Below are 6,726 nucleotides of genomic sequence, written 5' to 3'. Positions count from 1 at the left end.
CAGATCGGCTGGCCGACGAGGCCCTCGATCTCGGCCAGCATGCGCGACGCCGCCGGCTGCGACATGTGCAGGTCCTCGGCGGCGAGCCCGAGCCGTCCACGGCGGCGGAGCGCATCGACGAAACGCAGTTGATTGAGCTTCAGATACTGGAATTTCATGCGCCCTTCTAACTTACCAATTTCGATATATGAAGATGCACAATGATGATTTGACTGTTATGATCCAGAAAGCGTTGATAGGCGGATGGGCTCGCGGGTGGAGCGCGACCCGTCGCATTCACTCGGGAGGAACCAGTGACCAGAACCATCAGGACTATTTTGCTCGCCTCGGCGGCATCCCTTCTCATCGGCGCTTCGGCCCACGCGGCCGGCTTGACCGTCGGCTTCTCGCAGATCGGCTCGGAATCGGGCTGGCGCGCGGCTGAAACCAGCGTCACCAAACAGCAGGCCGAGAAGCGCGGCGTCGATCTCAAATTCGCCGACGCCCAGCAGAAACAGGAAAACCAGATCAAGGCGATCCGCGGCTTCATCGCACAGGGCGTCGACGCCATCTTCGTGGCGCCGGTCGTGGCGACCGGCTGGGAAGCCGTGCTGACCGAAGCCAAGGAAGCCAATATCCCGGTCTTCCTGCTCGACCGCGGCATCGACGGTCCGGAAGACCTCTACACCACCATGGTGGCATCCGATCAGGTGCTGGAAGGCAAGGTCGCCGGCCAATGGCTGGTGAAGGAGCAGGCCGGCAAGGACTGCAATGTCGTCGAACTGCAGGGCACGACCGGATCGTCGCCCGCGATCAACCGCAAGAAGGGCTTCGAAGAGGCGATCGCCGGCACGTCGTCGATCAAGATCATCCGCAGCCAGACCGGCGACTTCACCCGCGCCAAGGGCAAGGAAGTCATGGAAGGCTTCCTGAAGGCGGAGAACGGCGGCAAGAACATCTGCGCGCTCTATGCCCATAATGACGACATGGCGGTCGGCGCCATCCAGGCGATCAAGGAAGCCGGCCTGAAGCCGGGCACCGACATCAAGGTCGTGTCGATCGACGCCGTGCCGGACATCTTCAAGGCGCTTGCCGCCGGCGAAGCCAACGCAACGGTGGAACTGACCCCCAACATGGCCGGTCCCGCCTTCGACGCGCTGGAGAAGCTGAAGAAGGACGGCACAGTGCCGCCGAAGACCATCATCACGGAATCCAAGCTCTACACGCAGGCCGACGATCCGATGAAGGTCTATGAGGAGAAGAAGGGCCTCGGCTACTGATACAGTTGGGGGTGAGATGTGGGTGGGGCGGACCAGTGCTCCGCCCACAGCTTGCGGAATGCTTGCTCGCCGAGCAGATCCAGTTTCCGTGGCGCTGACCGGAGGACGATGTGGGCGAAACCGATGCGCTTCTCAGCGCCCATGACATCTCGAAAAGCTTCTTCGGCTTCAAGGCGCTCGAACATGTCGACTTTTCCGTACGCAAGGGCGAGATCCATGCGCTTCTCGGCGAGAACGGCGCGGGCAAGTCCACTCTGATCAAGGCGCTGACCGGCGTGCACCGCCCGGATGCCGGCACGATCATGCTCAAGGGCGAGCCGGTCGAGGTGCGCGACCCGCTGCACGCGCAGAAGCTCGGCGTCGGTACCGTTTACCAGGAGGTCAACCTCCTGCCCAATCTGAGCGTCGCCGAAAATCTTTATATCGGCCGGCAGCCGAAGCGTTTCGGCCTGACCCATGCCGCCGCCATGCACCGCATGGCGAGAGCCCTTCTGGCGCAATACGACATCGACATCGATGTCAGGGCGCCGCTGTCGAGCTTCTCCGTCGCCGTGCAGCAGCTCATCGCCATTGCGCGCGCCGTCGACATGTCGGGCTCGGTGCTGATCCTGGACGAACCGACCGCCAGCCTCGACCGGCACGAGGTGCAATTGCTGTTTGGCGTCATGCGCAAGCTGCGCGACCGCGGCCTCGGCATCGTCTTCATCACGCATTTCCTCGACCAGGTCTATGCCGTGGCCGACCGCATCACCGTGCTGCGCAACGGCCGCCTGGTCGGCACGCGCGATGCCAAGGCGCTGCCCCGGATGGAGCTGGTCTCGATGATGCTGGGGCGTGCGCTGGAGGCGGCGACCGAACATGGCCACCGCGCGCCGCCGGCCGCAGGCACGGGTCCGGCGATCGAATTTTCCGGCTACGGCCTGTCGCGTTCCATCGCGCCCTTCGACCTGGCGATCGCACCGGGCGAGGTGGTGGGCGTCGCCGGCCTTTTGGGATCGGGCCGCACCGAAACGGCGCGGCTGATGTTCGGCATCGACCATGCCGACAGCGGCAAGGCAACCGTCGACGGCAAGGCGGTGCGCATCGCCTCGCCGCGCGAGGCGGTGCGGCTCGGCTTCGGCCTCTGCCCGGAAGACCGCAAGGTCGACGGCATCATCGGCGACCTCTCGGTGCGCGAGAACATCGCACTCGCCCTGCAGGCGCGGCGCGGCTGGCTGAAACGCATGTCGAGCCGCGAGCAGGCGGAACTTGCCGACCGCTTCGTCAAGGCGCTCGACATCCGCACCACCGACATCGAGAAACCGGTCAAGCTACTGTCCGGCGGCAACCAGCAGAAGGTGATCCTGGCGCGCTGGCTGGCGACGCAGCCGCGCCTGCTGATCCTCGACGAGCCGACGCGCGGCATCGATGTCGGCGCGCATGCCGAGATCATCCAGTTGATCAACCGGCTGTGCGCGGAGGGACTGGCGCTGGTGGTCATCTCCTCCGAGATCGAGGAGATCGTCGCCTATTCGACGCGCGTGCGGGTGCTGCGCGACCGCGAGCATGTCTGCGACCTGACCGGCAGCGAGATCAGCACCGGCACCATCATGCGCACCATCGCGGCCAGCGAAGGAGCCAGCGCATGACGGGCCTGAAGCGCGCCGCGCCGCAGTTCATCTGCCTGGCGCTGATCCTGTTCTTCAACTGGATGGCTTTCGACGGCTTCTTTTCGATCCGCCTGCAGGACGGGCGGCTGTTCGGCAGCCTCATCGACGTGCTGAACCGCGGCGCGCCGGTGGCGATCCTGGCGATCGGCATGACGATGGTGATCGCCACCAAGGGCGTCGATCTTTCCGTCGGCGCCGTCATGGCCATGGCCGGCGCGGTGGCCGCGACGATGATCATGGCCGGCCATCCGCTGCCGGTCGTCGTGCTGGCCGCGCTTGCCGTCGGCCTCGCCTGCGGGCTGCTCAACGGCTTCCTGGTCGCGGTGCTGGAGCTGCAGCCGATCGTCGCCACGCTCATCCTCATGGTAGCCGGGCGCGGCATAGCGCAACTGGTAACCGAGGGCGTGATCGTCACCTTCAACGATCCCGGCCTCGCCGCCTTCAGCGCCGGCTCCTTCCTCGCCTTCCCGATGCCGGTCGCCATCGTCGCGGCGCTTACCGTGCTGACGGCGCTGGTGGTGCGGCGCACGGCGCTCGGCCTGCTGATCGAATCGCTCGGCGTCAACCGCAGCGCCTCCACCTATGCCGGCATCAACAGCCGCCTGCTACTCATCCTGGTCTATGCCTTCTGCGGTTTCTGCGCGGCGATTGCCGGCATCATCGTGACGGCCGACATCCGCGGCGCCGACGCCAACAATGCGGGGCTCTGGCTCGAACTCGACGCCATCCTGGCGGTGGTGATCGGCGGAACCTCGCTGCTCGGCGGCCGCTTCTCCATCCTGATGTCGGTGCTGGGCGCCGTCATCATCCAGGCCATGAACACCGGCATCCTCATCTCGGGCTTCCCGCCCGAATACAACCTCATCGTCAAGGCCATCGTGATCATCGTCATCCTGCTGGCGCAGTCGGCGTCCATCGGACGCTTCTTCCTGCGCGACCGCGCCCTCCCGCAAAGCAAGGTGCAGCGCACATGATGTCGTCGCGCCTGCTTCCTTTCCTGGCCACGCTGGTCATCTTCGTGCTGGCCTATGCGGTGTGCGTGTTCCAGTTCCCGAACATGCTGTCGACGCGCGTGGCCGGCAATCTTCTGACCGACAACGCCTTTCTCGGCATCGCGGCGGTCGGCATGACCTTCGTCATCCTGTCGGGCGGCATCGATCTTTCGGTCGGCGCGGTGATCGCCTTCACCGGCGTGCTTATCTCGGTGCTGGTGAGCTGGCACGGCATGCATCCGCTGCTGGCCTTCGCGATCGCGCTGGCGGTCTCGACCGCCTTCGGCGGCGCCATGGGCGCGGCGATCCACTATCTGGAAGTGCCGGCCTTCATCGTCACGCTGGCCGGCATGTTCCTGGCGCGCGGCATGGCCTTCGTCATCGCCACGGATTCGATCCCGATCAACCACGCCTTCTATTCGGCGGTGCAGAAGATGTATGTGCTGATGCCGGGCGGCGGCCGGCTGACGCTGATCGGCGGGCTGATGCTTGTGGTCTTCGCCGCCGGCATCGTGATCGCGCACTACACGCGCTTCGGTTCCTATGTCTACGCCATCGGCGGCAACCGGCAGTCGGCCGAGCTGATGGGCGTGCCGGTGGCACGCACCACCATCGGCATCTATGCGCTGTCGGGCTTCCTGTCGGGCCTCTCCGGCGTCGTCTTCTCGCTCTACACCTCGGCCGGCTATTCGCTGGCCACCGTCGGCGTCGAGCTCGACGCGATCGCCGCCGTGGTGATCGGCGGCACGCTTCTGACCGGCGGCGTCGGCCTGGTGGCCGGCACCTTCTTCGGTGTCGTCATCCAGGGCCTGATCCAGACCTACATCGTCTTCGACGGAACGCTGTCGAGCTGGTGGACGAAGATCGTCGTCGGCATCCTGCTCTTCGCCTTCATCGCATTGCAGCGCCTGCTGGTGCTGGTCGGCGACCGCAGCGCCGCAAACAGGAAAACAGCATGACCAAGATCCGCGCTCCGTTCGAACCCGCGCCATGGCCCCGTAGGCTGCGTTCGCAGGAATGGTATGGCGGCACCTCGCGCGACAACATCTATCACCGCGGCTGGCTGAAGAACCAGGGCTACCCGCACGACCTCTTCGACGGCAGGCCGGTGATCGGCATCCTCAACACATGGTCGGACCTTGCCCCCTGCAACGGCCATCTGCGCGAACTGGCGGAGAAGGTGAAGGCGGGCGTGTGGGAGGCCGGCGGCTTCCCGCTCGAAGTGCCGGTGTTCTCGGCTTCGGAAAACACCTATCGGCCGACGGCGATGATGTACCGCAACCTCGCCGCCATGGCGGTGGAGGAGACCATCCGTGCCCAGCCCATCGACGGCGTCGTGCTGATGGTGGGCTGCGACAAGACCACGCCGTCGCTGCTGATGGGGGCGGCCTCGGTCGACCTGCCGGCGATCACCGTCACCGGTGGCCCGATGCTGAACGGCTGGTTCCGCAACGAGCGCGTCGGCTCGGGCACGGCGCTGTGGCAGATGTCGGAGGCGATCAAGGCCGGCACCATGACCCAGGCCGAATTCCTGGAAGCCGAGCAGGCGATGAGCCGCTCGTCTGGAACCTGCAACACGATGGGCACCGCCTCGACCATGGCCTCGATGGCGGAGGCGCTCGGCATGGCACTGTCGGGCAACGCCGCCATCCCGGCCGTCGACAGCCGCCGCCGGGTGATGGCGCAGCTGACCGGGCGGCGCATCGTGCAGATGGTGAAGGACGACCTCAAGCCGTCGGACATCTTGACCCGCGAAGCCTTCGAGAACGCCATCCGCACCAATGGCGCCATCGGCGGCTCGACCAATGCCGTGGTGCATCTGCTGGCGCTGGCCGGCCGGGTCGGCATCGACCTGACGCTGGATGACTGGGACCGGCTCGGCCGCGACGTGCCGACCATCGTCAACCTGATGCCGTCCGGCAAATATCTGATGGAGGAGTTCTTCTATGCCGGCGGCCTGCCGGTCGTGCTGAAGCGGCTGGGCGAGGCCGGCATGCTGCACAAGGATGCGCTGACGGTGTCGGGCGAGAGCGTCTGGGACGAGGTCAAGGACGTCCGCAACTGGAACGAGGACGTCATCCTGCCGACCGAGAAGGCGCTGACGGCGGCGGGCGGCATCGCCGTCCTGAAGGGCAATCTGGCGCCGAGCGGCGCGGTGCTGAAACCGTCGGCGGCATCGCCGGCGCTGATGGTCCACCGCGGCCGTGCCGTCGTCTTCGAGGACATCGACGACTACAAGCGGAAGATCAACGATCCCGACCTCGACATCGACGAGACCTGCATCATGGTGCTGAAGAACTGCGGCCCGCGCGGTTATCCCGGCATGGCCGAGGTCGGCAATATGGGCCTGCCGCCCAAGGTGCTGAAGAAGGGCATCACCGACATGGTGCGCATCTCGGACGCGCGCATGTCTGGCACCGCCTACGGCACGGTCGTGCTGCACACCACCCCGGAAGCTGCTGCCGGCGGCCCGCTGGCGATCGTGCGCGACGGCGACTTCATCGAGCTCGACGTGCCGAACCGGCGCCTGCATCTCGACGTGGCCGAGCAGGAGATCGCGGCGCGGCTGGCGGCCTGGCAGAACCGCTCCGCCCGCCCCGCCGGCGGCTATGCCATGCTCTATCACGACCATGTCACCGGCGCCGACACCGGCGCGGATTTCGACTTCCTGCGCGGCTGCCGCGGCAACGCGGTGCCGAAGGATTCGCATTGAGCGTGGGGGAGTGTCGACGCTGGTGGCGCGCGCCCTTATCTCCCCCCTTGCGGGGGAGAAAGGATTTTCATGTCCGAACCGGATAGATAGGTGACAGAGTAGACCGATTAGAT

General features: G+C 66.0%; 6 protein-coding genes. 5 read left to right on the top strand and 1 reads right to left on the bottom strand.

Annotated features, from left to right (window positions below):
* The coding region (locus tag L4923_RS31265) for a helix-turn-helix domain-containing protein (RefSeq protein ID WP_425531042.1) at positions 1 to 158 on the bottom strand (158 nt) is incomplete at its 3' end.
* Between the two features lie 147 nt (positions 159 to 305).
* Here L4923_RS31265 and ytfQ point away from each other — a divergent pair.
* From ytfQ to araD, 5 genes are all read left to right on the top strand, one after another.
* Positions 306 to 1,259: a galactofuranose ABC transporter, galactofuranose-binding protein YtfQ gene (ytfQ, locus tag L4923_RS30370; RefSeq protein WP_425531041.1), complete on the top strand. Its 954-nt coding sequence runs from the start codon at positions 306 to 308 to the stop codon at positions 1,257 to 1,259.
* 110 nt (positions 1,260 to 1,369) lie between these two features.
* Complete coding sequence (gene ytfR / locus L4923_RS30365) at positions 1,370 to 2,887, top strand: galactofuranose ABC transporter, ATP-binding protein YtfR (protein WP_239370819.1); 1,518 nt, start codon at positions 1,370 to 1,372, stop codon at positions 2,885 to 2,887.
* Complete coding sequence (locus L4923_RS30360; protein ID WP_239370818.1) at positions 2,884 to 3,882, top strand: ABC transporter permease; 999 nt, start codon at positions 2,884 to 2,886, stop codon at positions 3,880 to 3,882. Before ytfR ends, L4923_RS30360 begins: the two co-directional genes overlap by 4 nt.
* Complete coding sequence (gene yjfF, locus L4923_RS30355) at positions 3,882 to 4,859, top strand: galactofuranose ABC transporter, permease protein YjfF (protein ID WP_239370820.1); 978 nt, start codon at positions 3,882 to 3,884, stop codon at positions 4,857 to 4,859. Before L4923_RS30360 ends, yjfF begins: the two co-directional genes overlap by 1 nt.
* Entirely contained in the window at positions 4,856 to 6,613 is a 1,758-nt protein-coding gene (gene araD, locus L4923_RS30350) for an L-arabinonate dehydratase (RefSeq protein ID WP_239370817.1), read from the top strand. The genes yjfF and araD overlap by 4 nt, the downstream gene beginning before the upstream one ends.
* Positions 6,614 to 6,726 lie beyond the last annotated feature (113 nt).

It is taken from the genome of Terribium retamae, from assembly GCF_022347545.1.
GTDB classification, from domain to species: Bacteria; Pseudomonadota; Alphaproteobacteria; order Rhizobiales; family Rhizobiaceae; genus Mesorhizobium; species Mesorhizobium retamae.
This window is presented reverse-complemented; position numbering and strand designations above follow the sequence as displayed.